This is a genomic window from Pseudomonas sp. YeP6b (genome assembly GCF_025642995.1).
Lineage (GTDB): Bacteria > Pseudomonadota > Gammaproteobacteria > Pseudomonadales > Pseudomonadaceae > Aquipseudomonas.
Map to the genome: position 1 here is coordinate 189,214 of NZ_CP080090.1, position 24,448 is coordinate 213,661.

At 60.6% G+C, this 24,448-nt stretch carries 29 protein-coding genes and 1 pseudogene; 8 read left to right on the top strand and 22 right to left on the bottom strand.

Annotated elements, in window-relative coordinates; translation table 11 throughout:
* The 19 genes from sctC to sctW all read right to left on the bottom strand — a co-directional run bounded on the left by sctC (nt 1) and on the right by sctW (nt 14,108).
* Complete coding sequence (sctC, locus tag KZH41_RS00850; RefSeq protein ID WP_263274220.1) at nt 1-1,830, bottom strand: type III secretion system outer membrane ring subunit SctC; 1,830 nt, start codon at nt 1,828-1,830, stop codon at nt 1-3.
* A complete protein-coding gene (locus tag KZH41_RS00855; protein ID WP_263274221.1) occupies nt 1,818-2,240 on the bottom strand; it encodes a YscB family type III secretion system chaperone in 423 nt (140 codons plus the stop codon). Before KZH41_RS00855 ends, sctC begins: the two co-directional genes overlap by 13 nt.
* Before the next feature lie 22 nt (nt 2,241-2,262).
* Nucleotides 2,263-3,096, bottom strand: coding sequence for a T3SS regulon anti-activator ExsD domain-containing protein (locus KZH41_RS00860; RefSeq protein WP_094949061.1), 834 nt, complete (start codon nt 3,094-3,096; stop codon nt 2,263-2,265).
* A 118-nt stretch (nt 3,097-3,214) separates the two neighbouring features.
* Complete coding sequence (locus KZH41_RS00865) at nt 3,215-4,030, bottom strand: helix-turn-helix transcriptional regulator (protein WP_094949062.1); 816 nt, start codon at nt 4,028-4,030, stop codon at nt 3,215-3,217.
* Between the two features lie 257 nt (nt 4,031-4,287).
* Nucleotides 4,288-4,704: a YscW family type III secretion system pilotin gene (locus KZH41_RS00870; RefSeq protein WP_263274222.1), complete on the bottom strand. Its 417-nt coding sequence runs from the start codon at nt 4,702-4,704 to the stop codon at nt 4,288-4,290.
* Nucleotides 4,701-4,946 carry a T3SS regulon translocated regulator ExsE family protein gene (locus KZH41_RS00875; RefSeq protein ID WP_094949064.1) on the bottom strand — a complete coding sequence of 82 codons (246 nt, stop codon included), beginning with the start codon at nt 4,944-4,946 and terminating at the stop codon, nt 4,701-4,703. The genes KZH41_RS00870 and KZH41_RS00875 overlap by 4 nt, the downstream gene beginning before the upstream one ends.
* An 8-nt stretch (nt 4,947-4,954) precedes the next feature.
* A complete protein-coding gene (locus tag KZH41_RS00880; protein ID WP_242153631.1) occupies nt 4,955-5,398 on the bottom strand; it encodes a type III secretion system chaperone in 444 nt (147 codons plus the stop codon).
* A 122-nt stretch (nt 5,399-5,520) separates the two neighbouring features.
* Nucleotides 5,521-6,411: a YopD family type III secretion system translocon subunit gene (locus KZH41_RS00885; protein WP_318654895.1), complete on the bottom strand. Its 891-nt coding sequence runs from the start codon at nt 6,409-6,411 to the stop codon at nt 5,521-5,523.
* Between the two features lie 11 nt (nt 6,412-6,422).
* Nucleotides 6,423-7,586 carry a type III secretion system translocon subunit SctE gene (sctE, locus tag KZH41_RS00890; protein ID WP_263274223.1) on the bottom strand — a complete coding sequence of 388 codons (1,164 nt, stop codon included), beginning with the start codon at nt 7,584-7,586 and terminating at the stop codon, nt 6,423-6,425.
* Nucleotides 7,567-8,073 carry a SycD/LcrH family type III secretion system chaperone gene (locus KZH41_RS00895; RefSeq protein ID WP_242153633.1) on the bottom strand — a complete coding sequence of 169 codons (507 nt, stop codon included), beginning with the start codon at nt 8,071-8,073 and terminating at the stop codon, nt 7,567-7,569. The genes sctE and KZH41_RS00895 overlap by 20 nt, the downstream gene beginning before the upstream one ends.
* Before the next feature lie 9 nt (nt 8,074-8,082).
* Nucleotides 8,083-9,015, bottom strand: a complete 933-nt coding sequence (locus tag KZH41_RS00900; RefSeq protein ID WP_094949068.1) for a virulence-associated V antigen — start codon at nt 9,013-9,015, stop codon at nt 8,083-8,085.
* Nucleotides 9,016-9,024: 9 nt separating this feature from the next.
* Complete coding sequence (locus KZH41_RS00905; RefSeq protein WP_094949069.1) at nt 9,025-9,303, bottom strand: LcrG family type III secretion system chaperone; 279 nt, start codon at nt 9,301-9,303, stop codon at nt 9,025-9,027.
* Nucleotides 9,304-9,345: 42 nt separating this feature from the next.
* A complete protein-coding gene (locus KZH41_RS00910; RefSeq protein WP_094949070.1) occupies nt 9,346-9,780 on the bottom strand; it encodes an LcrR family type III secretion system chaperone in 435 nt (144 codons plus the stop codon).
* Nucleotides 9,777-11,903, bottom strand: a complete 2,127-nt coding sequence (gene sctV, locus KZH41_RS00915) for a type III secretion system export apparatus subunit SctV (protein ID WP_263274224.1) — start codon at nt 11,901-11,903, stop codon at nt 9,777-9,779. Before sctV ends, KZH41_RS00910 begins: the two co-directional genes overlap by 4 nt.
* A complete protein-coding gene (locus tag KZH41_RS00920) occupies nt 11,887-12,228 on the bottom strand; it encodes a type III secretion protein (RefSeq protein ID WP_094949072.1) in 342 nt (113 codons plus the stop codon). The genes sctV and KZH41_RS00920 overlap by 17 nt, the downstream gene beginning before the upstream one ends.
* A 5-nt stretch (nt 12,229-12,233) precedes the next feature.
* Nucleotides 12,234-12,599 (bottom strand): YscX family type III secretion protein, encoded by a 366-nt coding sequence (locus KZH41_RS00925; protein WP_094949073.1) that lies wholly within the window; start codon nt 12,597-12,599, stop codon nt 12,234-12,236.
* Nucleotides 12,596-12,967, bottom strand: coding sequence for a type III secretion chaperone SycN (sycN, locus tag KZH41_RS00930; RefSeq protein ID WP_094949074.1), 372 nt, complete (start codon nt 12,965-12,967; stop codon nt 12,596-12,598). Before sycN ends, KZH41_RS00925 begins: the two co-directional genes overlap by 4 nt.
* Nucleotides 12,968-12,976: 9 nt before the next feature.
* Entirely contained in the window at nt 12,977-13,252 is a 276-nt protein-coding gene (locus KZH41_RS00935; protein ID WP_094949075.1) for a TyeA family type III secretion system gatekeeper subunit, read from the bottom strand.
* A complete protein-coding gene (gene sctW / locus KZH41_RS00940; RefSeq protein ID WP_242153650.1) occupies nt 13,233-14,108 on the bottom strand; it encodes a type III secretion system gatekeeper subunit SctW in 876 nt (291 codons plus the stop codon). Before sctW ends, KZH41_RS00935 begins: the two co-directional genes overlap by 20 nt.
* Before the next feature lie 192 nt (nt 14,109-14,300).
* Here sctW and sctN point away from each other — a divergent pair, with 192 nt between their 5' ends.
* From sctN to sctU, 8 genes are read left to right on the top strand one after another with little or no spacing between them, the layout of a single operon-like run.
* Nucleotides 14,301-15,623: a type III secretion system ATPase SctN gene (sctN, locus tag KZH41_RS00945; RefSeq protein ID WP_094949077.1), complete on the top strand. Its 1,323-nt coding sequence runs from the start codon at nt 14,301-14,303 to the stop codon at nt 15,621-15,623.
* Nucleotides 15,620-16,087, top strand: a complete 468-nt coding sequence (gene sctO, locus KZH41_RS00950; RefSeq protein ID WP_094949078.1) for a type III secretion system stalk subunit SctO — start codon at nt 15,620-15,622, stop codon at nt 16,085-16,087. Before sctN ends, sctO begins: the two co-directional genes overlap by 4 nt.
* Nucleotides 16,084-17,310, top strand: a complete 1,227-nt coding sequence (locus KZH41_RS00955) for a type III secretion system needle length determinant (RefSeq protein WP_263274225.1) — start codon at nt 16,084-16,086, stop codon at nt 17,308-17,310. The genes sctO and KZH41_RS00955 overlap by 4 nt, the downstream gene beginning before the upstream one ends.
* Entirely contained in the window at nt 17,307-18,239 is a 933-nt protein-coding gene (sctQ, locus tag KZH41_RS00960; protein WP_094949079.1) for a type III secretion system cytoplasmic ring protein SctQ, read from the top strand. The genes KZH41_RS00955 and sctQ overlap by 4 nt, the downstream gene beginning before the upstream one ends.
* Nucleotides 18,236-18,889 (top strand): type III secretion system export apparatus subunit SctR, encoded by a 654-nt coding sequence (sctR, locus tag KZH41_RS00965; protein WP_094949080.1) that lies wholly within the window; start codon nt 18,236-18,238, stop codon nt 18,887-18,889. The genes sctQ and sctR overlap by 4 nt, the downstream gene beginning before the upstream one ends.
* 2 nt (nt 18,890-18,891) lie before the next feature.
* Nucleotides 18,892-19,158, top strand: coding sequence for a type III secretion system export apparatus subunit SctS (gene sctS, locus KZH41_RS00970; RefSeq protein ID WP_076963264.1), 267 nt, complete (start codon nt 18,892-18,894; stop codon nt 19,156-19,158).
* Nucleotides 19,155-19,943, top strand: coding sequence for a type III secretion system export apparatus subunit SctT (gene sctT / locus KZH41_RS00975; RefSeq protein WP_094949081.1), 789 nt, complete (start codon nt 19,155-19,157; stop codon nt 19,941-19,943). The genes sctS and sctT overlap by 4 nt, the downstream gene beginning before the upstream one ends.
* Nucleotides 19,940-20,998, top strand: a complete 1,059-nt coding sequence (gene sctU / locus KZH41_RS00980; RefSeq protein WP_094949082.1) for a type III secretion system export apparatus subunit SctU — start codon at nt 19,940-19,942, stop codon at nt 20,996-20,998. The genes sctT and sctU overlap by 4 nt, the downstream gene beginning before the upstream one ends.
* A 432-nt stretch (nt 20,999-21,430) precedes the next feature.
* On the opposite strand, the pseudogene KZH41_RS00985 reads toward sctU, so the two are convergent.
* The 3 genes and pseudogenes from KZH41_RS00985 to KZH41_RS00995 form a co-directional block, all read right to left on the bottom strand.
* Nucleotides 21,431-21,648, bottom strand: a pseudogene (locus KZH41_RS00985) (transposase); the annotation flags it as partial.
* A 71-nt stretch (nt 21,649-21,719) separates the two neighbouring features.
* Nucleotides 21,720-23,552, bottom strand: coding sequence for a glutamine--fructose-6-phosphate transaminase (isomerizing) (gene glmS / locus KZH41_RS00990; RefSeq protein WP_083356004.1), 1,833 nt, complete (start codon nt 23,550-23,552; stop codon nt 21,720-21,722).
* A gap of 10 nt (nt 23,553-23,562) precedes the next feature.
* Nucleotides 23,563-24,330: a DeoR/GlpR family DNA-binding transcription regulator gene (locus tag KZH41_RS00995; RefSeq protein WP_049710825.1), complete on the bottom strand. Its 768-nt coding sequence runs from the start codon at nt 24,328-24,330 to the stop codon at nt 23,563-23,565.
* Nucleotides 24,331-24,448: the final 118 nt, after the last annotated feature.

Below are 24,448 nucleotides of genomic sequence, written 5' to 3' on the forward strand. Positions count from 1 at the left end.
TCAGGGCTTCTTCGGCGCGCGAACGCACTGGTCAACGCCTTCGACGCAGGCACCTTCGGAAATGCGCCAGCCGTTAGTGTCATTGCCCAGGCTGCAGGCAGTCAGCGAAGAGTCCTTGCCGGTTTGCGCCAGTATTTGCTGGAGCTCGCGGGCCTGGCCCAGCACCTGGCACTGTGAAGTGCCGAGCATTTTCTGCAACGAAAGGCTCTGGTTCGACAGTTCATCCACCTGGAGCAATCCATCCATGTAGCCACGCTTGCTGCCCAACGCCACGAAATGGCCGACGCCGTTGTCGATCAGCCGCGGCTCGATCAGAAACAGCCGCACCGAGCGGCGGGTGAAGTTGGACTTGAACCGGAACAGCGCGCCCAGGTACGGAATGTCACCGAGCAACGGCACCTTGCGCATGGACTCGTTGAGTTCGTCGCGGTAGATACCGCCGATCAACAGGCTCTGGCCATGCCCCACGCGCGCCACGGTATCGACCACGGTGCGGGCGATGGTGGGAATTCCGTCCACCCCGGTGCTGTTGGGTTTCTGGTTGCCGTCCTCGATGTGCAGGCTGAGGCTAATTTCCGGCTTGTCGCCCAACTGGATGACACGGGGCGTCAGTTTCAGCATGGTGCCGTAGGTGATGGGTTTGAGTTCAGCCACCCGCTCACCGACGACTTTGACGTAATAGGTTTCGCTGTGGTCGATCACCGCGAGGGTGTTTTCCTGGGTCAGCACGGTCGGCCGCGAGCCGACCTGGGCGCGGCCCTGGCTCTGCAGCAAGGTGATTCGGGCCAACAGGTAATCCAGGCCGCGACTGTCCACCAGACTGGCGCCGGCCTCTCGCGTGGTACCGGGGCTGGAGTTGCCCTGGCCACCGAGGTTCTGGCTGGTGGTGCGGATGTCGATCAGCTGGCGCGGGCCGACGCTGATGCCGACGCGCCAATCCACCCCCAGCTCGGCCAGGTTTTCGGCGTTGATGTCCACAATCGACAACCCGACTTCGATCCGCGCCGACGGACGATCCAGCGCGGTGATCAAGCGCCGGTACATCGGCATGCGGTCCTTGGTATCGCGCACGATGATGGCATTGAGCGAGGGCTCTGCCTGGACCACCGCACGCCCGGACTGCGCCGGTAGCCGTGGACTGTCCTGCCCGCCATCGACCGACACCACATTGGCATCACCCAGCACCCGGGCCAGGATCGTCGCCACGCCCGGCGCGTCGATGTCGTCTTCGCGGTACTTGATCCGCCGATCCTCGGCGACCGCGTACTTGAGCGGAAAGATCTCCACGGCCAGGTCGCCGGTCTTTTCACTGCGCAGCGCGTGTTGCTGCTCAAGGGCCATGGCGGTTTGCTCCACCAGGTCCAGGTAGCGCGAAGGGCCGGAGACATACACCAGCCGCCCGCTCATGTCCGGTCGCCAGCCAAAACGCGGCTCCCAGACACCTGCCGCTTCCAGCGCCTGCCTCAACTCGGTTTCGCCGACCTGCTCCAGCTTGACCAGCCGCGACTGCATTTCGGTGGACTTGAACACATAAAGAACCGCACCGTCGTAGTACCAGATGAGGTTGTAGAGCGAGGCCATCAGTAGCAGAAAGGACTGGGGGTCCTTGAGGTCGAAACGCCCGCTGACCTGGTCATTGACCTTGTCACTGACAATCACCGAGCCGTCGTAGTTGGCACCGAAATTGGCCAGCACATCACGCAGGTTCTCGCCTTGGGCGACGTAGTCGTAGGGGATGGTCGGCCAGTCCAGATCCTGGCTTTGAGCGGTCCCGGTCAGCGCTAACGCAAAGACCAGGCTCAAGCACCGCGAAACACTCAGGGACGCCATAAAGTTTGTTTCCACTGCGGTTCCAGGCCTGCACGCAGCAGCCCTGGCTTGATCGTTTCCAGAATCCCGACCTGAGCGGCCAGCGCCCGCTCAAGTTCGTCGAGTTCAAGGGCGCCCAGTTCCAGGCGCGCCTCAAGTACCAGGTTTGACTGTTCATCCGTCGCCAACGCCTGGGGATGACGCCGACTCCAGCTGGTGACCTGGCCCAGCAGGTTCAGCAACACTTCGCGATCCGTCGAGGATTGGCCCTGAACCTGCCAGTTCAGCGGGCTGGACAACACAAGGTCAGTACCCTGGCGCTGTAAAAACAGGCTATGGCCGTCGATCCACAGGTGATAGCGACCTGTTTGATCGGCCACAAAAGGCCCTTGGCCCGTTCGTGCGGCCAATCCAGTCAGTAAATGTTCCATGATTCCTCGGCGTATCCGGCAGTCAGGGACTCTGCCAATAAAAGTGGTCGCGGGCCTGGCACAGACTGCGTTCATGCAACCAGTGTTGTACGGCGTCCGCGGCGTGCGCGTCCTCGTCAAGTTTGGCCAGCGGCTCCCACAGGGAGGCCAGCACCACCGGCACAGGCGCAAAGCCGTCGAGCTTGCCGTCGGCCAGCAACACGGCCATGCCCTGATGCCAATTGGGCCAGGCTTCTCTGGCCTGCTCGGAGATGGCGCTCAGTTTGCGGACCATGTGCGCGGTGTCCGCTTCAGTCTTTGCCTGACAGCTGGCGATGTTGGCCAACTCCTGCTGCACCAACTGCGAATCGGCTTCGCCCACCTGGCGCCAGAACTCGGCCTTGATCCGCAATTGGCGGGCCTGGGTTTCGTACTCGATCAGCGCAGAACGCCAGTTGGGGATCGCTTCGTCGAACAGGCTTTCCCACCAGCTGTAAACGGGCAGCAGGACCCAGTCGATCATGGCCTGGGGCGAGGCCAGGTTGATTCGGTCGCCCAGCCAGTTGCACCAGTCGTTGCCCTGGGCAGCGGCCTGGCGCAGCACCAATTGAAGATCCCCGCGCTCAAGCGCCATTCCGCGAGCCAGGCGCTGTTGCAGCCAGCTGGACTGGAACAGCTGTTCCACTTGCACACGCGGCAGCAGGCGCTGCAACAAGGTCAACTGTCGCGCGCTGATGATTCCCGATTCACGATACAAACTGCCTGATATACACCCTGCGGCTCTGCCCCGAGAGCGGGCATCCTGACCCACTACGGACACCCGACGGCCAGCAAAAATGCCTGCTTGAGGGGTTTGATTATGGTCTTCCTGGCTCATTCTCTGCCTTGACTATCTCGTTTCGTAGCACACCCGTCAGCGTCTTTCACTGCGACCAATCTTACTGAGGGGCAACGGACCAAACTTGCAAAAAACGTCATTTTTTTTTAGTCCGACGCTATTCTTTTCCTTGTCTGGAACGGCTGGGCGTACACCCGAAACGGCGACGATAGCTCTGGGTAAAGTAGGACTGACTGGAAAAGCCGCTTTCCATCGCGATGTCCACGATGCTCATCTCACTGTTAAGCAGTAAATGGTGGGCATACAGGATACGCCGCTCGCTGATCCACGCACGGGGAGAAACGCCGTAGACCGAGCCAAACAACTCTTTGAACGTCGTCAATCCCATGCCGAACTCTCGAGAAAACTCGCTGAGTCGCCATTCCTTGAGATAGTGCTGCTCCATGAACGCCTGCAATCGCTCGACATGCCGGCTGCCCTGCTGGCGCAACACCGACATCAGCGCCGGCCCCTGGGGGCTGAAGGCAAACAACATCAACAACTCTTCGACCCGCAACAACGCCAGCATGGGTGGGTGCTCATGCACCAGCAACCCTTCGAGCCCCTTGACGCAACTGGCCAACAACGGCGTACTGGCGAACGCGATGAGGCTGACCCCAGGCTCCTCCCAACGCTCCACCTCGCTCAATAGTGCACCGAAACGCTGAATGAAGTTTTGTAAAAAACCAACCGATAATGGGATCCAAAGCAAACGACAATCATGTTCGCCCGTACTCACGACATAGTTACCTCTGCGAGCAAACATTAGTTCACCCGGCATGAGACAAAGTGTCGCATTACAATCCTGAACCGTGAGCTGTCCCTCGATAAGGATATAAATCCCTTCTTCGCAGTTCGATACAAACTCAAACGTTGGGATAGACCATCGGCACAGCTTTATCTGTTTCCGGCCAAGTGTGCTGGCACCTTGCATATTATAGTGACCCCGAACCTGCACATACCGTTTGTACGCCGCCAAAGCAGGCACCGTACGAAAACGCACCCTCTACGTACTACTACGTGACGCTATGAACGATGATTAATTCAATGACAGTTATCATGAACGAGAATGATCGACCCGAAATTAGGTTAATTACTCTTATTTAATGAAACCCTCGATATTTTTATATAGCCGTTCAAGTATCGGAACGCTCACCGAATTCAGTAAGCCCAACATTGATACAAAGTATTTCAGAGGTGTTCCGACGTCGCCGAAACAGTGCAGTTTGGATAACAGGACAACTGTCCCAGACGCACATTCATATCGTTACCGGGTACCGCAGGTTGCCAACTGCGAGCCTGGACAGGACCGTTGTCGGACCAGGCCAACTCGCTACGCAGCAACAGCCCCTCACCAGCCACCTGCACTGGCGTCAAACGAAAAGCAAAGTGCAACGGCAACGCCGTCACCCGATAGCGGGCCTGGGCAACCAGCCGCGGCTGCCCCTCGGTCAAGGCATAGAGCCGCACACTGACAAAGGCAGGGCGCGTGACCGGCGATGGCGTACGCACCAGCCCCCTGACATCAATCTTGTTTACAGGCGTTGGCGTCACACTGACACAGCCGACCACGGCCAAAAAAACGCTGCAAAGCAGCGCTCTCATCATGGTCGACGAACCTGACGCTCATAAAGAGGCGCGCTGTCGCCATCGACCAAGCGCTGCAACTGTCGCTCACTCTGTTGATCCGCACCGACCTGCGTCGCCAGCCAGCGACCCAGCTCAGCGACACTGGCAACCCCTTCCTGGCGACTGGGCACCTGACTGAGCGAGCGTCCGGCAAAACTTCCAGGCACTTGCTCACGGTCGATCGTGGCTGCTGGTGAAATGCCAGCGCTGTCTATCTTCATGGCTCTGCTTAAACCCTCATACCGGCGGGTCTGGATGTCGCCTGGGCGGCACTGTCATGTTCTGGCAGCAATTGCTGCCAGAACTCGGCGTGATCGAGCAAGTTGGCCAAGGTGGTTTCGAAGCTTTCCAGGGTCAACTCGGCCGCTGGAATCTGCGCGTACAACTGCACCAGGCCCGATTCCTCGTCAAAACCAAAATGCAGGTCGAAGCGATACCAGCGTCGATTAAAACTCGCCAGTTGCCGGAATATTCCGTCACCGAAGGTTTCGATTCCCGCCACATCCGCTTCCATGACCAGTCGCTCACGTCCGGCCAGCAATACCAGCGTCACGCCCAACTGATCATCAAACAGCAGGCTTGCGACCCCCTCTTCATCCAGCGACAAAGCGGGAAGGCCACTGCGATTGGCAAATTCGGCAAGCAGCCGATTGACCCTGATACTCAAATCCATGCATGTCTCCTCGAGCTAGGCGAATGCTAGCACCCGGCCATGCTGGGGTTTTGTCACTGACGGGCTTTTCTTTTAAGAAAAAAGCCACATCGCTGCGGCTTTTTTCCTACAACAAAATCACATCAGGCGACGCCGGCGGCAGCACGCCACGCCTGGTTGTGGTTCTGGGTGTACTGCTGGAGCAACTGCAACAGCTCTTTCATGAAGTTGGCGTTGTAGCTCAACTGATCTTCAACCTTTTGCTTTTCGCTCTGGGCAACCGACGCGTTGACTTCATCTTCCTTGGCATCGGCCTGGATCGCCGTTTGCTTGACTTGCACCGAGGTGTTAGCCATTTGCCCAAGTGCCTGACTCACACCGTTGATGCTTTGCAGCTTGGCATTACGGTTATCCAACCCTCGCCCGATCTTGCTCAGCGCACCGCTGTCCGCAGACTGATCCAAGGCCCAGACCTTACCGATTTCGGTGCGGTCCGCGCCGGAGGTTTTGCCCAGCGACTGCATCTTGGCGTCGATCAGTTCGTTGCGCCCGGCGATGTTGTTTTCCAGCAGTTTTTCCTGCTTGACCGCCTTGCCGTTCTTGATCGCGCCGATGGCACCGGTCACGGCCGAAGCCAAGGCCATTGCCCCGGAAATCACCGCCATGGCGATCATCAACTTGGAGCCGCTGCGCATTTCGTCCACCTGGGATTTCTGCGCGCTGATGACGGAAGTGTTCTCGCTGTCACGCTGCATGATGCCCAGCTCGCGAGCCTTCTGCGCGATGCGAAACAGCAGCACCATCAGCTCCACGCTACCATTGAGCTCACTGCTGACCTTGCTCAAGCCTTCCGGCTTGAACCTCTGACTTGGCTCAATCAGGTCGACACCCGAGCTCTTTTTCGATTCGCCAAGTGGCGCCGCACCCGCGCTGTGGACCGTTTCGGTACGCGCAGTCGTTTGGTTTTTTTCCAGCGCCTGGGTGTTGCCGATCTGGCTCAGCCCCTGAGCGCCATAGCCTGTTTCAATCATCATTGATGTGCTCCTCAGATAGCCGCAGGACGGCTGGATAGGTTATGCAGGCTGTCGCCCTTGGCATTGATCATCTGGAATATCAGTTCCATGATCTGCAAAAACGACTCGACCATGCGGCTGAGCTCTTCCTTGAGCTTGTCCAGGACATTCTGGAACTGGGTGAGCTCGGAACGCGCCTCCAGGACATCCGCCTGCTTGTCCGCGGCCTTGGCTTGCAGCACCGAGTTCGCGGTTTGGGCGAAACCGTTGGCGACATCCAGAGTCACGTCGGAAATCTGCACCCCAAGCTTGACGCCATGGGAGATCGACTGGCTCGCTGCGCTACCGAACTTGGCGCCCAACTCCGTCACCTTGGCGGCGACACTGGCGGTGAGCTCGGCGGCCTTGCCACCGATTTTCGCCCCCAACTTGGCGACCGCCCCTACGGCAGTCCCCCCAAAACTGGCTACCGCAGCGATCACGGCGATGGTGATTTCAATCCCCATCAGAGCCGGTCCGAGCTTTTCCATGACTTCTTTGCTGATCAATCCGTGCTTCGCCGCTTGTTGCACCGACTGGGAGACGATACCCATGACACCACCGGCGATCATCAATGCACCCGCGACCGCACCCACGCCCGTCGCAACCATGATTGCGCCGACGATGATCGACGCAATGGCACTGACCCAGCCAAAAATCTTGCCCACAAGACCGGACTTCTGGGCTTCTTTTGCAGCCTCGGTCGACTCTTTGATCTTCTTCTGGTTTTCGTCCATCTTTTGCAGGTTTTGCTCACGCGCCCGAGTGATTTCTTCGAGCTTGAGCTTCTTCTGCGTGGACTCCAGTTCGCCGGTCAGCTTGGCCAACTCGATCTCGAAATCCTCGACCGAACTGAGCCGCGCCACCCCAAGCCTTGTGGTTTCGGCGATGAAACGCTGGGCCAGCACACTGTCCTGACGCACGGACTGCACCAGGCGGTTGATGTCTGCCCGAGTGCTGGCCTCCAGACGCTGCTGGCTGGCCGGCAGCGGCGCTGTCAGTTGCACCCCCTGAGACGGGGCGGCCGGTCGGCCATCCGCCTCGACCCGGGTGACCGTGAGCGCGTCCCCCCGGTCATTGCGTGGGCGGACCACCGGGTCGTTCGCAAAAACGTTCCCCGTGGTCAGCGCAACGCGATCAAACGTTATCGGATTCATTGTGTTGATCCTTTCTTGCTAATACGGCTTCCAACATGGCGCCGGCACGTTCGGCCAAAACCGAGTGCGCCGGCTGTGCTGCGGCCAAGGCCTGAGCCGAGTAGAAGCCACTCTCGGCCCCGTCGAGATCACCCAGTTGCAGGTGACACTCGCCAGCATGAAACGGAAACCTGGGCTCGTTGATGTCGATCAGCGCGCCATAACTGAAGCTCTGCAATGCCTGCTCAAACTGCCCCATGGACTGCCGGCACGCCCCCAACCCCAGGAAGAACCGAACGTCGTAGTGATCGAGCATGCACAGCGATTGAAAAATCTTGTGGGCGTCATCCCACTTGCCGGCCTGGTATTGATTGAATGCCAGGGAATAGAGCTGCTCCAGGCTGTCGCTGGAGATGTTCTTGAGCATGGCCAGCGTGCCGCCATCGCGCAAAAACGCCTCCAGTTCCTTCTCGTACTCCTCAGACACATCATGTTCTTGCTGGCTCATCAACCGTTCCTATATGGCATTTAAAATGTCGCGCATCATGCTGTCGTACTTCTGAACGAAGCGGTTCAAGGCCTCGATGGCCGAGTTGTAGCGAGAGCTGACATCGTTCAACAGCGTGGTTTTTTCACTGACTTTGTCGTTGATCGGACGGGAGCGGTCGCCCACCGTCGTGGCGAAGTTGGCGATGGGGTTGTTCTCGTCCTTGAACTCGTACTTGTTGAGCAAGTCGCTGTCCTTCATCGCACCGCTTTCCTTGGGTGCCCCCTTCAAAAACGCCTTGATGCTCAGCGGATTGCCCGCGCTGTAGGTGTTGAGCCCGGTCAACAACTTGTACTCCGAGCTGGCCTGCCAGCTCTTGTCGTCGGGGTAGCCATACAAGGTGCGGTCAAACAGATTGAGCCCCGGTTCGATCTCGATCTCTTTTTCAGCCGCCAGCTTCACGTTGATCTGCGACTGGATCTTGCTGTAGATGTTGAGCTCGGCGGTCAGTGCCTTGAGGTCGTCACGCAGCCCCGTGCGCTTGTCGTCCTGAATCAACAGGACCTCTTCGTAAATACCCCGGACGTCATCGTCGATCCGGTCACCGGTCAGCCCGAAATGCGCCTTGGCCAGGAACTCTTTCAACGGCCACGGCTGCCCCGGCTTCGCATCGGCGTACTGGCTGATCAGTTGTTTGGCTGACTCGATCCCGGACTTGACCTGCAGCTCATACAGCCCGCCCGTGGTGTTCGGGGTGGGCGGCAGAAAATAAGCCAGCAGCTTTTCGACCTGGGCGGGCAACAAGGTCTGCGTACCATGGGTAAACGTGATGTTGTGCTTTTTGATCAACGCCTGAAGTTCTGCCAGGGCAGGGGTCCCGCTGCCGCGCAGCTGGTCTTCGGGAAGCGTCTGCAATTCGTTCAGAAAAGCCGACAAGTCTTGCCGGTAAAGCCTGATATCCATAAGGGTTCCTTACACCAGAAGTCCACGCATTGACGCCGGACGACGCAGTCGTTTTCCTTCATCGGCAACCGGTGGACGGTTGATCCGCATCCGTTGCACTTCCTGCAACAGTTCCTGTTCCGCCACCTGGACCAGCGCCTGATCCCGTGACCGAAAGACCTGGTCACAGACCTCATCGGGCAAGCCCAGACCCTCCCACATTTCCGTGAGCAAGCGCGCGCGATGCTCATTGTCTTCAATGGCCTGCTCGGCAGCCTGGAGGGTTTTGGCGTAGGTTTCGTCGTACATGTCCATGGCTCCTATAGTAGGGACAGGGCGCCTGGCTTCCTGTCAGGTACGGTCGATTTTTTGTCGTTTTCTCATTGATTGCAGCGAACACACCCGCCCGGCCTCCAGCTCGAACCAGCCGGACTGCGGTTCGGCGGCGCCGGTCCAGTGGCGATAGAAACGCTCCATCCGGGCGCCCTCCAGCGGGCTCCCCGCCATCGCCTGCACCTTGCCGTACAAACAGGCCTGCGGCCCCAGCACTGCGAGGACCGCCTCGGCCAGCACATACAGCGCCGCAAAGGAGTTGCCCAGGCCAAGACGCCCGTCGGCACGGCGCAGCATGACGATCCAGACCCGCGCGCCTTCACAGCGCCAGGCCAGCTCGCAGCCGCCATGCACGAACTTCCAGCCCAGCGGCAACGCGCTCTGGCGCAGAAAATGCGGATGGATGTCATAACCCCGCGCTTGCAGCCAATCGGTCAATGGGTCGCGAGTCATAACGAAACCCGGCCCAACGGCTGAATGTTGATCTGCTGGGTCAGCTCCTGATACGAGAGCACCGGCAAGCCGTAGTAGTCGCCTTCGATCAGCTTGCGCACGTAGCGGCGGATGTCCATCGAGACGATCAGCACCGGCTTGCTCTGCATCTGCGAGAGGTCGCCGACGGTCTGCCGGACTTGTTCAAGAAAGGATTGGGTGACGGCCGGGTCCAGCGCCAGATAGCTGCCGGCACTGGTCTGGCGAATCCCGCCACGGATCTGCTCTTCCACCAGTTGGTCCAGCAGATAGGCCGGCAGGATGTTGTTGCCGCTCGAATATTTGTAGCAGATGTAGCGCTTGAGGCTGCTGCGGATGTACTCGGTCAGTTGCACCACGTCCTTCTCTTTCTGACCCCACTCCACCATGGCCTCCAGAATCGCCCGCAGGTTGCGGATCGAGATATCCTCGCCCACCAGGCGCTGGAGAATTTCGGTCATGCGCTGCAACGGAATGATGCGCTGGGCTTCTTTCACCAGTTCCGAGTAGCTGTGCTCCATCTGCTCCAGCAGGTAACGGGTTTCCTGGATGCCGATGAAATCCTCGGCGTACTCGCGCAGAACGTGGGACAGGTGCCAGGTCAACACCTGGTCCATGCTCAGGAACGCACAACCGGATCGCTCCAGCCGCCCTTCGTGCTCGGCGCCGACCCACAACGTCGGTTGGCCCGGCAGCACCGGCTCGCCTTCTTCGAATGGCACACCAATCAGTTCCAGCTGGCTGGCCCGCTCCTGCACCAGCAACCGCGCACTGCGCAGGCGCCCACGGGCCACCGGTACCTCTTGCAACTGAATCAGGTACTCGCCGTCCTTCAAACCTTCATTAAAGCGCAGGTGAATACCCGGAAACGGCACGCCAAAGTCCAGGTAAAGAGCACGCCGCACCCGCACCAGCTCATCATTGAGGGCAAACGCCTCCAGCTCCTGCTGCATGCTCGCGTCCACATCGATCAGCAGGGGCACGGTCATGGCGAACTCTTCCTTGTCCCCCAGCCGCGTGCCCTTGGGCTTGCCGCCCGATGGCTTGGCTTTGGGCTTGGCCGAAGAAGCAGCACCGGCGCCTTGCGCCAACAAGGTCGGCAAATCCCTGGGGTTGTCCTCGGCTGCCAGCCCGCGCTGGCGCAACAGCATGAAGTAACCACCCCCGCCCACCAGCGCCGCCAGCAGCATGAAGGTCACGGTCGGAAACCCCGGAATCAGCCCGAACAACACCAGCAGCACGCCACCGATCAGCAACGCCTTGGGCTGCGCCACCACTTGGTCGCCGATGTCATTGCCCAGGTCCGAGGTGCCATCCGAGGAGTCCCGGGTCACGATGATACCGGCCGTGATGGCGATCAACAGGGCCGGCACCTGGCTGACCATACCATCGCCGATGGTCAGCACCGAATAGAGCTGCAAGGCATCGCCGGCGCTCAGGCCCTTCTGGGTCACGCCGATGGTGATACCCGCCAGAATGTTGATGAAGATGATGATCAGGCCCGCGATCGCATCGCCTTTGACGAACTTCATCGCGCCGTCCATCGAGCCGAACATCTGGCTCTCTTTCTCGATCACCGCCCGCCGGTCGCGCGCCTCGTTGACGTCGATGACGCCGGCCCGCATGTCGCCGTCGATACTCATCTGCTTGCCGGGCATGGCGTCCAGGGAAAACCGCGCACTCACTTCGGCGACGCGCTCGGCGCCTTTGGTGATCACCAGGAACTGCACGATGGTGATGATCAGGAAGATGATGCAACCCACCACCAGATTACCGCCCACGACAAAATTGCCGAACGTGTAGACGATCTGGCCGGCGTCGGCCTCCAGCAAAATCATCCGCGTGGTACTGACCGACAACGCCAGCCGGAACAACGTGGTAATCAACAACACCGCCGGGAACACCGAGAACTGCAACGGCGAACTGATGTAGACCGACATCATCATCAACACCACCGACACCGTGATGTTGATCGCAATCAGGATGTCCAGCAGGAACGGCGGCAGCGGCAGGATCATCATGAACACAACGGCCAGCAGCATCACTGCCAGCATGATGTCCTGGCGTTCGCCCACCTGCCTCAGAAAATTAGAGAGTTCCTTCATGGGACTCCCGCTGGCTCAAAAATCGTTCGTAAGCAACGCGTGCATCAGCGATTCGCCCCTGTAACTGGCACGCACGGCTGACACAGCCCCACAGCGCAAGGTCTTCCTCGCCTTCAGCCAGCAACCGGTCGCAATGCCCCTCGGCCAGCTCGCCCTCTTCCAGTTGCAACAACGCCACCACCAACGCACGTCGCGCCTGGCGATGGGCCGGTTCAACGACCAGCAGGGCTTCAAGGAATATCCGCGCACGACCTGGCTGGCCGCACTGCAGCTGTAGCCAGCCGAGCAGTAGCAGCAGGCTTTGCTGTACCGGTTTCAACATCATGGGGGTCATACCTTGTGCAGCAAATGGAGGGCCATCTGCAGCAGATACTCATCTTCGCTGCGCGCTTGCAGCAGCGCCGATACCGCCTGAAACTCGGGCGCATCGGATGAAGAGACCTGCTGCTTGAGGTCTGTCAGGGCCTGGCGAAATGCCTGTGGCCGGAGCAACTCGTGAAAGCCCTCGTGGGGACAGGCAAACGCCAGCAGCCGACGCCCGGCGAGGTCCGCCGGGTAGAGATTGTCGAGGTGAGCCTCGATAGAGTGGCCGTCGGGCGGCAGCACATAGCGCTCGGGCAAGCCCGATGCCTGATGCTGATCACCGACCTCGGTCAGGTGCTCGATGCCGATGTGCGGGGCGCTGATCCGACTCACTGCTCAAGCACCGCATGACGCGCCGAGCTCAAGGTACGGAACGCCTGGTGCAACACCGGGGCGGTGACGCGCCGCTCATCCAGGGTGATCAACAGCAACAGCCGCGTGTCGGCCGCCCACCCGCAACGCAACGGCAACTCCGGCCCGGTGCGGCTGAACGTCAGCGCCAGGGCTCGAATCACGCCTTGGTGAATCTCGTGCCATTCCAGGTCCACGGCCAGCCAAAGCGTCAGTTTGCGATCATGCTGTTCGAGTTGCAGCGTGCCGGTTTCCTCGAACTCCAACTGAATCAGCGCCCCGGCCGGAGCCGGTACGGCCACCCCCAGGTCCTGACAAAACTGAGCCAGTGCTTGGTCAATCCAGTGCATGTCGTTTACTCATTGTGCTTGCCATTCGTCTTCTTCCTGGTCGATGGCCAGGTCCAGCGCGAGCTGACAGGCATTGAGCAGGTTCTGACGCTGCTCCTCATCGGTGAAAATTTCCGTGGGGATCAGCCGGATCAGACGCTTGATCTCGCGAAAGAAATGGATCTGGCGCGCAGCGTCCTTGATCGCCAGCGGCACGATCAGTCGCTGCACGTCCTGAACATTCGCCCAGCGTTTGTCGATCAGGCCGATCAGCCCGCCCATCAGGTCAGAAGGCCCGTATGCCATGGCCTCGTTCCCCCGTTACCAGCGCCTGCCACAGTGCATTGACCTGGTCCGACATGCCCGTCAGCACGCGCAACTTGTGCATATCGCTCATGACCCGTTCGAGCTTGATCGGGTCGAGCCGGGTCTGCTGACTGTCCAGGTCGGCGCTCAAGGCTTTCATCAGGAATCCCGTCACGCCTTCAAGCGTCGAACTGCCGAAGCGCGCATGAATGTCGTTCCAGGCAGCGGCCAGGCCGCGATAGTCCATGACGGCATCGCGGTAGGTGTCACGCAGTGACTGGATGTCGCCGACTCCCTGCTCTGCCGCTTCCTTGGCCAGCGGCCCGATCTGCAAGCCCAGTTCAATGGCGTGGCCATGTTCCTGGGCCATTTCCAGCAGCGCCTGGTCAATCAGCTCGACCATCGCCCGGGCGTCGGTCTTGCCGGCCAGTTCCTGGCGCGCATGCGAGAGGGCAACAAACTGGTGGCTGATCTCGCGGGAGAACCCTTTGAGGTACGCCTTGAGCTGCGCCAGGTTGTTCAGCTGTCCACTGCCGAGGTGCGCGACCAGGGCTTCGAGTTTTTGCTGGGACTCCAGGTCCGGGACTTTCTTGAGGTACTCCTCCAGCATCTCGAGGATTTCACTCAGCCGCGCCTGGCCATCGCTGACACTGCGCTTGGCCAGCGACTTCTCGACCCGCTCGGAGAACACGAAGGTCAGCTCCTCAGCGGAGTCGGCCATGGACTGGCTGGTGGAAATGTACTGCACACGTTCGCCCTGGAAACTGCCGGTCAACCGGCTGTCGCGCGCAATGGTCGGTTCGGTCTGTCGATCCGGCAACGACGCCGCAGGGACGACACTCTGAATATTGGCCATAGGGGCACTCACTTGCAGGCAACGGTGGTGTGGGGGCCATTGTAGAAATTCGTCCGCCGGGGGCTCTGCCAAAATCGGTCGCATTTTTTTAGGCCTTGCGCCAACCAATTTCTAAAAACTTGCGACCGGGACTGAAATTACCCAAGCGGGCCTTTATCTATAGTGGCCACCAGTCCCATACCCAAGCCGACCATGCACCTCTCACTCGAACACATCACCGGCCAGATGCAGCAGGCCATCGATAAATGTCGGCTGATCCAGATTCGCGGCCGGGTCACCCAGGTCACCGGCACACTGCTCAAAGCGGTGGTGCCGGGTGTGCGCGTGGGTGAACTGTGCCAACTGCGCAACCCGGATCATTCGCTGTCGCTGATGGCCGAAGTCATTGGCTTTCAGCAGCACCAGGCACTCTTGACCCCGCTGGGTGAAATGCTCGGCATTTCCTCGAACACCGAAGTCAGCCCGACCGGCACCATGCATCAGGTCGGCGTGGGCGATCACTTGCTGGGCCAGGTGCTTGACGGCCTCGGCCAGCCGCTCAACGGCATCAGCCTGGGTGAACCCGCGGCCTGGTATCCGGTGTACCGCGATGCACCCGACCCCATGAGCCGTAACCTGATCGAGCGGCCAATTTCCCTCGGCGTGCGCACCATCGACGGTCTGCTGACCTGCGGTGAAGGCCAGCGCATGGGGATATTCGCGGCGGCCGGCGGCGGTAAAAGTACGTTGCTGGCGACCCTGATGCGCAGTGCGGACGTCGACGTCATCGTGCTGGCGCTGGTGGGTGAGCGGGGGCGTGAAGTCCGCGAGTTCATCGAGTCCGACCTCGGGGAACAAGGCCTCAAACGCTCGGTGCTGGTGGTCGCCACTTCGGACCGCCCGGCCATGGAGCGCGCCAAGGCCGGGTTTGTCGCCACCACGATTGCCGAGTACTTCCGCGACCAGGGCAAACGCGTCCTGCTGCTGATGGACTCCGTCACGCGGTTTGCCAGGGCCCAGCGCGAGATTGGCCTGGCTGCGGGCGAACCGCCGACCCGACGCGGCTATCCGCCCTCCGTATTCGCCGCCCTGCCCCGGTTGATGGAGCGCGCCGGCCAATCGGACAAAGGCTCCATCACCGCGCTGTACACAGTGCTGGTCGAAGGCGACGACATGACCGAGCCGGTGGCGGATGAAACCCGCTCGATCCTGGACGGGCACATCATCCTGTCGCGCAAGCTGGCCGCGTCCAACCATTACCCGGCCATTGACGTGCTGCGTTCGGTCAGCCGGGTGATGAACCAGATTGTGACCCCCGAACACCGCAACGCCGCCGGCCAGTTACGCGAGTGGCTGGCCCGGTACGAAGAAGTCGAGTTGCTGCTCAAGATCGGCGAATACCAGAAAGGCCAGGACCCCGTGGCCGACCGCGCCATCGAAAAAATGGACGCGATCCGTGCCTGGTTGCGCCAGGGCACGCATGAGCCCAGCGATCTGCCGCGCTGCCTTGAACAACTCGCGAGCCTGACCCGATGACCCTGCCCACCTTGCTGCGCATCAAGAGCCTGCGCGTGGAGCGCGCCGAACAGGCGCTGCAACGCCAGGAGCTGCGGGTCGCCGAGGCACACCGTGCCCATGAAGCCGCGAGCGCTGAACACCAGGCGTACCGGCAGTGGCGCCAGGCGGAAGAAAGCCGTTTGTTCGACCTCTGCAAGGCTGAGCCCATGAACCGTAAAAAGCTTGAGCAATGGCAGCAACAGGTGGCCCGCCTGCGGGAAAAGGAAGCAGCGCTGGAACAGACCATTGCCGAACACGCCCAGAGCCTGACCCAGGAGCGCGAACGCCTTCGCCTGAACCGGCGTCAGTTGCTGGAGGCTCAGCAGCAGGTCGAAAAATTCAACGAGTTGAACCGTCACGCCCTCGCCGAGGAGCGGATGTTGCTTGAGTTCAAAGAAGAACAGGAGCTCGAAGAGTTCCGTCGTGTCGAGGCCGTTTCATGAGCAGAATATCCCCACCAGACATCACACAAGATGTCCTTGCACGTTCACCGGCCCCGGCACGCGTGGCCGCCGACAAAACCAGCCAGGCTGAGTTCGAACGGGCGCTGAACAGCAAACCTGATGCGGGCGAGAAGCGCCGCACCGACGCTTGGCGCAAGCTCGACACCCGTGAGCCGGGCAAAACGCCTCGGGACACTTCGCGCCCACTGGACGATGACGCCGAGCAGGCTGAACCCTCCACGGCCATAGACCGCGAACCCATCCGTAGGCCGCACCTCCCTGGCACCGCGCCAGAAACCGCCACGCCTGATGAGCAGGCCACAAACGACGAGCCCGTTGCACGCCCGGCCCCCGAACAACTATCCACAACCCAACCTCCCACAGGCATTGTCGTGGTGCCACTGCCGTCAAACGACCGTCCAAAACCCGGAACAAGCCACCGCGACAGCAGCGCGCCAGAAACCGCCACGCCTGATGAACAGGCCACAAACGACGAGCCCGCCGAACAGCCCGAGACCGGCAAACCCGATGAGCCCGTTGCACGCCCGGCACCCGAACAACCATCCACGCCCCAACCTCCCACAGGCATTGTCGTGGTGCCACTGCCGTCAAACGACCGTCCAAAACCCGGAACAAGCCACCGCGACAGCAGCGCGGCGACCGTGAATAACCCGGAACAGCATCTGCCCATCATGCTGGGCGCGCCTGCCATCGGTTTAGCCCCCGAAACGCCCTCGGACCAACACAACTCCTCCGGCGAGCATGACGAGCAGCCTCCCTTCGGTTCACTGGTCGAAGACCCGAAGCCGTCGGCAAGCACCGGCCAAACCCCGGGTGACAAGCTGCTCGCACGCCTGTTGAACACCACCGAGCAACCGGCGTTCAGCAAGGACCTCGGCAAACTGGTGCAGACGCTGCAACTGCACATCCAGGCCGGCGTTTCCCGCGATGGCAGCACCACGCTGCTTCAGGTGAACCTGGCGCAATTGGGCCAGGTCGATGTCCAGCTCGCCCATTCACACGGCCACTTGCACGTCGAAATCCAGGCCAGCCCCGGCAGCCTGCTGCAACTGCAACTCGCCCGCGGCGACCTGATGGAACGCCTGCAACGGCTGAACCCCGGGCAACCGATCCAATTGACCTTTACCCAGCAACAACACGGGGGCGACCAGGGTTCACGGCAGCGGCGGCACGTGTATGACGAGTGGGAGCAAGACTCATGAGCAGCCTGATGCTGCCCCGCGTCGAGGCGTCGGAACTGGCCCTGCAACAAAAAATCAGTCGTTGCCGCAGTCGCTACCCGCTCGCGAACGGTGAAGCCCGGCTGACGATCCTGCCGCAACCCGACGCGCTGGACGTGCTGTTGAATGTTCACTGGCAAGGCCTGGCACTGCGCTGGCGGTGCCACAGCGCAACCCTGGCCGGATGGCTTGAGCCCCACCTGCAAGAAGCGGCGTTCAGCAGCCTGCCGGCGACGCTGCAACTGGCGTTGCTGGAGCTGGAAAGTGCCGTGTTGCCGGGGCTCATCTGGAAAAGCATTCAACCGTGCCGCCCCGAGCCTGGCGCGGGGACGCCCACACTGGCGTTGACGCTGTCACGCGGCGCGCAACGCCTGGTTATCTGGCTCGACGGTGACCCGAGTGCGCTGCTCGCTTTCACGCCTGCTCGCCCCTTGGCAGAACTGACGGCGGTTGCGCTGCGACTTTCGCTGCAATGGGGCCCGGTCTGCCTGCTCCCCGCGCAGCTGCACTCACTGGCCACGGGTGACCTTCTATTGCTGCCGGCACGCCACGACGCCGCCAGCCCTTTGCTCGGTGTGGTCGAAGACCGCCCCTGGGCACGATTTCGCCACCACGACTCTCAACTGGAACTGCTCGCCATGCACAACGATGCCCCCCTCGAAACCACCCACGATCTGGCCAGTCTTGATCAGCTCCCGGTCCAGGTCAGCTTCGAAGTGGGACGTCAGACTCTCGACCTGCACACCCTCGCCGCCCTGCAACCGGGGTCGTTGATCGACCTGGCCACCCCGCTCGAAGGCGAGGTGCGGATTCTGGTCAACCAGCGCTGCCTGGGCGTGGGTGAGCTGGTGAGTATTCAGGACCGCCTCGGCGTGCGCGTCACCCGCCTGTTGCAGGACCTGCCCGCATGATTCAACTGCCTGACGAACTCAGCCTGATCTTCGGGCTGGCGCTGCTGGCGTTGCTGCCATTCATTGCAGTCATGGCCACCTCATTCATCAAGATGACCGTGGTGTTTTCGCTGCTGCGCAACGCCTTGGGCGTGCAGCAAATTCCGCCGAACATGGCGATGTACGGGCTGGCAATTATCTTGAGCCTGTACGTGATGGCGCCCGTCGGCTTCGCCACCCGCGACTACCTGCGCACCCATGACGTCAGCCTGAGCAAGACCGAGTCGGTGGAGCAGTTCCTCGACGAGGGCATGGAGCCGTACCGGGCCTTTTTGAAGAAACAGATCCAGGCCCGCGAACACGCGTTCTTCGTCGACAGCACCCGGCAGGTCTGGCCGAGCGAGTACGCAGACCGGCTCGAGCCCGACAGCCTGCTGATCCTGCTGCCGGCCTTCACGGTCAGTGAGCTGACCCGCGCCTTCGAAATCGGCTTTCTGATCTACCTGCCCTTCATCGCTATCGACCTGATCATCTCGAATATCCTGCTGGCGATGGGGATGATGATGGTCTCGCCGATGACCATTTCCCTGCCGTTCAAACTGCTGCTGTTTGTCCTGCTCGACGGCTGGGCGCGGCTGACCCACGGCCTTGTCATCAGTTACGGAGGCTGAGGGTGAACAACGCCGAGATCCTCCACTTCACCAGCCAGAGCCTGTGGCTGGTGCTGATCCTGTCCATGCCCACCGTGCTCATGGCCGCCGCCGTCGGCACCCTGGTGTCGCTGGTGCAGGCGCTGACCCAGATCCAGGAACAGACCCTGGGTTTCGTTGCCAAGCTGATCGCCGTGGTCATCACCCTGTTCGCCACGGCGGGCTGGATGGGTAACGAACTCTATGCCTTTGCAGAACTGACCTTGCTCAAGATTCCCCTCGTGCGATGAGCATTCAGGACCTGCAACAGCTCATGCTGGCGTACACCCTGCTGCTGCCCAGAATCATCAGCTGTTTTGTGGTCATGCCGATCCTGAGCAAACAAATGCTCGGTGGCGGCCTGATTCGTAACGGCGTGGCCTGCTCGCTGGCGCTGTTTGCCTACCCGACTGTCGCCGGCACGCTGCCCATGACGCTCGACGGCATAGACCTGGCCATGCTGATCGGCAAAGAGGTGTTGCTCGGCCTGTTGATCGGGTTTGTCGCAACGATTCCGTTCTGGGCCATCGAGGCGACCGGTTTCATCATCGACAACCAACGCGGTGCCTCCATTGCCTCCACGCTCAACCCGACACTGGGCAGCCAGACCAGCCCCACCGGCCTGTTGCTGACGCAAACCCTGATCACCCTGTTTTTCTCCGGGGGCGCGTTTCTGACGCTGATCGGTGCGTTGTTCCAGAGCTACGTCAGTTGGCCGGTCGCAACCTTCTTCCCCTACATAGGCAGCCAGTGGGTGGACTTTTTCTACGGTCAGTTCGGGCAACTGCTGCGCCTGTGCCTGCTGCTGGCAGCGCCCCTGTTAATCGCCATGTTCCTGGCCGAATTCGGCCTGGCCCTGATCAGCCGCTTCGCCCCGTCCCTGAACGTGTTCATCCTCGCGATGCCGATCAAGAGCATCGTCGCCAGCCTGCTGTTGGTGATTTACCTGAACGTGTTGATGGAACACGCCTATGACAGCCTGCTGCTCGCACTCGACCCGCTGAGTCAGTTGCGCCCGGTACTGGAGACGCCATGAGCGCCGAAAAAACCGAACAGCCCACACCAAAGAAACTTCGCGATGCACGCACCAAGGGCCAGGTGGTCAAAAGCAAGGAAGTGGTGTCCACCGCGCTGATCCTGTCGCTGATCGTCACGCTCATGAGTTTTTCCGACTACTACATGGAACACCTGGGGCAACTGATGCTGATGCCCGAGACGTACCTGAACCTGCCTTTCGGGCTGGCCTTGCAATTGATGGTGGAAAACCTGTTCCAGGAGATGGTCTACCTCTGCCTGCCGCTGTTGGTCGTCGCGGCACTGGTGGTCATCGTGGCGCACCTGGCCCAGTACGGTTTCCTGCTCAGCGGCGAGTCGATCAAGCCCGACCTGAAAAAGATCAACCCGGTGGAAGGCGCCAAGAAGATTTTCTCCATCCGCAGCCTGGTGGACTTCCTCAAGTCGATCATTAAAGTGGCCCTGTTGTCGTTGCTGGTGTGGACAACCCTGACCGGCAACCTGGATTCCCTGATCAGGCTGCCCGGCTGCGGCATGGGCTGCATCGCGCCGGTAATCGGCCTGTTGCTTGAGCAGTTACTGCTGGTGTGCGGCGTGGGGTTCGTGCTGATCTCGGCGCTCGACTATGCCTTCGAGCGATACCAGCACAGCAAGCAATTGCGCATGAGCAAGGACGAGATCAAACGCGAGTACAAAGAGATGGAAGGCAGCCCGGAGATCAAAAGCAAACGGCGTCAGTTTCACCAGGAATTGCAGTCGAGCAACCTGCGCGCCGACGTCAAACGCTCCTCGGTGATTATCGCCAACCCCACCCACATCGCAATTGGTATTCGTTACGTGAAGGGCGAGACGCCGCTGCCGGTCGTCACCTTGAAACACACCGAGGCACTAGCCCTGCAAGTGCGGCGCATCGCCGAGGAAGAGAACATTCCCGTATTGCAACGCGTGCCTCTGGCGCGGGCGCTATATCAGGACAGCCATGTCGACCAGTACATTCCCGCCGATCTGATCCAGACCACCGCCGAAGTCCTGCGCTGGCTCGACACCCAACAACAGACACCGCCCCCGGCCCTGTGAAAGACCTTCGACTTCCTCGGACTTTTTTGCGCCTTCGGAAATCGTCATGCCGATCCTGCTGTCAACACTGGCAAACTTGCTCCAGTTGCTCGCCAGGTAGAAGTTGAAACATCACTTTACGCGAAAGCAGGCAGACGTCCTCATGGTCTCTTCTCACAAGTGAGTGTGTAGAACCCTTTCAACGGAAGAAGAGCAAATGAGCGCAGCATCACGGACGAATACGAGCCAAACGGGTGTTGAGCGAAATGATTTGACTGCACGCTACAGGGCTGAGTGCACCCAGGTCGTAGAGCGTCTTGACACTCGCCGCCTAAGCGGGGTTACGAAACAACCGTTGTCCAGAGAAGTCCGTGTGGTACGTAGTGTTTCTAGTCCAATGGGTGGAGGAGTGCCAGGAAGGTGTTTTTTAATATCGATCCCTCCCGCTCAGACTTCCAGCTGTTGGATTTCATGCTGTTTCGGTGTTAGCGCTTTGCTCTGCGGGGTAGCGCCTTGGCGCTCCTGCTGATCTTGGTCAACCCACCCGTATAGAACCGACTCGCCGACGCCGAGTGACGACTGGCTACGATGAAGCTGGAGTTTTGCTTAAGCACGAGGTCGGCAGCCTCGTGTTTGAATTCAGCAGAAATGGAACGGCGTTGTTTGGTCATTTGACACCTCGATAGATGCATTTTCCACCTATCGAGGTGTCCGGTTTCATTCGACCACTACAGGTGCCGTATTACTCCACCGTCACCGACTTCGCCAAGTTACGCGGCTGGTCAACGTCGGTGCCCTTGAGCACAGCCACGTAGTACGACAGCAGCTGCAGCGGGATGGTGTAGAGGATCGGCGACAGGGTGTCGTGGATGTGCGGCATGTTGATGACGTGGGTACCTTCGCCATTGGTCATGCCGGCTTTTTCGTCGGCGAACACGATCAGTTGGCCGCCACGGGCGCGCACTTCCTGCAGGTTGGATTTGAGCTTTTCCAGCAGTTCGTTGTTTGGCGCGACGGTGACCACAGGCATGTCGTCATCCACCAGGGCCAGTGGGCCGTGTTTCAGTTCACCGGCTGGGTAGGCTTCGGCGTGGATGTACGAGATTTCCTTGAGTTTCAGCGAGCCCTCCATCGCGACTGGGTATTGCGCGCCACGGCCGAGGAACAGGGTGTGGTTTTTGTCGGCGAACAGTTCGGCGACTTTTTCCACGGTGCTGTCCATGGCCAGGGCTTCGCCCAGGCGGGTCGGCAGGCGGCGCAGTTCTTCCACCAGCGTGGCTTCAACACCTTCGGCGAGGGTGCCGCGCACCTGGCCCAGGGACAGGGTCAGCAACAACAAGCCAACCAGTTGGGTGGTGAAGGCTTTGGTGGAGGCTACGCCAATTTCGCGACCGGCTTGGGTTAGCAGGGTCAGGTCGGATTCGCGCACCAGGGAGCTGATACTGACGTTGCAGATCGCCAGGCTGGCGAGGAAGCCCAACTCTTTAGCGTTGCGCAGCGCAGCCAGGGTGTCGGCGGTTTCGCCGGACTGGGAGATGGTCACGAACAGGGTGTCGGGCTGCACCACCACTTTGCGGTAGCGGAATTCGCTGGCGACTTCGACCTGGCACGGGATGCCGGCCAGTTCTTCCAGCCAGTAACGCGCAACCATGCCGGCGTGGTAGCTGGTGCCGCAGGCGACGATCTGCACATTGCGCACTTTGGCGAACAGCTCGGCGGCTTGCGGGCCGAAGGCGTTGACCAGCACTTGGTTCTGGCTCAGGCGGCCTTCCAGGGTGCGTTGCACCACGGACGGTTGCTCGTGGATTTCCTTGAGCATGAAGTGGCGGAACTCGCCTTTGTCAGCGGCTTCGGCACCGTCGCGGTATTGCACGGCTTCGCGCTCTACGGAGTTACCGTTAACGTCCCAGATCGCCACGCTTTCGCGGCGAATGTCGGCGATGTCGCCTTCTTCCAGGTACATGAAGCGGTCGGTGACCTGGCGCAGCGCCAGTTGGTCGGAGGCGAGGAAGTTTTCCCCCAGGCCCAGGCCGATCACCAACGGGCTGCCACTGCGCGCGGCAACCACGCGGTCAGGTTGGCTGGCGCTGACCACGGCCAGGCCGTAGGCGCCATGCAGTTCCTTGACGGTGGCTTTGAGGGCGACGGTCAGGTCGCCGAGGTCTTTGAGCTTGTGATTCAGCAGGTGGGCGATGACTTCGGTGTCGGTGTCCGAGGTGAACACGTAGCCCAGGCCTTTGAGCTGCTCGCGCAACACTTCGTGGTTTTCGATGATGCCGTTGTGCACCACCGCCAGGTCCCCGGAGAAATGCGGGTGGGCGTTGCGCTCGCACGGCGCACCGTGGGTGGCCCAGCGGGTGTGGGCGATGCCGAGGCGGCCGACCAGCGGCTCGCCGAGCAGCGCTTGCTCCAGCTCACTGACCTTGCCCGGGCGGCGCATGCGCTCAAGCTTGCCGGCATTGGTGAAGACGGCCACACCGGCGCTGTCGTAGCCGCGGTATTCGAGGCGCTTGAGGCCTTCAAGCAGGATGGCGGTGACGTTGCGTTCAGCGACTGCGCCTACAATTCCACACATGGTGTTTCTCCTAGATGATTGCCGCGCATATCAGCGTAATGCCGCGGGCTTGGATCTGGTCGCGGGCCTCAAGCGGCAGGCGATCATCGGTAATAAGGGTATGGACGCTGCTCCAGGGCAGTTCCAGGTTGGGAATCTTGCGGCCGATCTTGTCGGATTCGACCATCACCACCACTTCACGGGCGACCTCGGCCATCACGCGGCTCAGGCCCAGCAATTCATTGAAGGTGGTGGTGCCGCGCTGCAGATCGATGCCGTCGGCGCCGATAAACAGTTGATCAAAGTCGTAGGAGCGCAGCACTTGCTCGGCGACCTGGCCCTGGAACGAGTCGGAATGCGGGTCCCAGGTGCCGCCAGTCATGAGCAGCACCGGTTCATGCTCCAGCTCGCTCAAGGCGCGGGCTACGTGCAGGGAGTTGGTCATCACCACCAGGCCAGGCTGATGGCCCAGCTCGGGGATCATGGCGGCGGTGGTGCTGCCGCTGTCGATGATGATGCGTGCGTGTTCACGCAAACGCATTACGGCCGCACGTGCGATGGCGCGCTTGTAGGCCGAGATGGGTTGGGCGGCGTCGCCCACCAGCTCCTGGGGCATGGTGATGGCGCCACCGTAGCGGCGCAGCAGCAGGCCGTTGCTTTCCAGCGCGGCCAAGTCCTTGCGGATGGTCACTTCCGAAGTTTCGAAACGCTTGGCCAATTCGTCCACGCTGACTTCGCCCTGTTCATTGAGCAAGGTCAGGATGTTGTGGCGTCGTTGGGGAGTATTTCGTTTCGACATGGTGATGGTAAGTTTCGTTTCGAAAGATAACGAAGGCAATCAAAACCTATTGGTGAAAGATCGTCAAGCGCAGGACTGCAAATTTTTGCAGGGTGCTCGAAGACACCCTCAAACAAAT